This is a genomic window from Cellulomonas bogoriensis 69B4 = DSM 16987 (genome assembly GCF_000767165.1).
Taxonomy (GTDB): domain Bacteria; phylum Actinomycetota; class Actinomycetes; order Actinomycetales; family Cellulomonadaceae; genus Actinotalea; species Actinotalea bogoriensis.
The window spans coordinates 1-558 of the sequence record NZ_AXCZ01000440.1; the positions used below are offsets into that span (position 1 = coordinate 1).

Consider the following 558-nt stretch of genomic DNA (forward strand, 5'->3'; position numbering starts at 1 on the left):
GGACCACCGCACCGCGGGCGCGGACCAGGTCCAGGACGGTGACGGGCCCGGCGGCCAGTCCCCCGGACAGGTCGCGGGTCACCACGGCCTGCTCCACGAGGTCGGCCCGGACCTGCTGGCGTCGCAGCCGGGCCTCGAGCGCGGCGGTCCGGCCCAGGGCGTCGAGCTGCAGGGCGACCTGCTGGCCGAGCAGCTCGCACGCCCGGCGCAGCAGGTAGGGCACGTGCCGCGGGGTGCCGTTGTTGCAGGAGATCATGCCGACGAGCTCACCGTCGGTGACCAGGGACACCGACAGGGAGCCGCCCACGCCCATGTTCCGCATGTAGGTGAGGTGGTGGGGGGAGACGCTGCGCAGCTCGGACTGCGACAGGTCGTTCGGCTCGGACGTCAGCGGATTCAGCGGTGGGACCAGCAGGGCGGGGTCGTAGGTGCTGGACACGATCATCCGGGAGCGCCGCTGCACGTAGAGGGCACGGGCCTGGGCGGGCACGTCGGAGGCCGGGTAGTGCAGGCCCAGGTAGGGCTCGAGGGACTCGTCCAGGAGGCGCTCGGCCACCA

At 73.3% G+C, this 558-nt stretch carries 1 protein-coding gene; it reads right to left on the bottom strand.

Translation table 11 applies throughout. From position 1 onward, the window contains the following. The coding region (locus N869_RS15910) for a GAF domain-containing protein (protein ID WP_198026119.1) at positions 1-558 on the bottom strand (558 nt) is incomplete at both ends.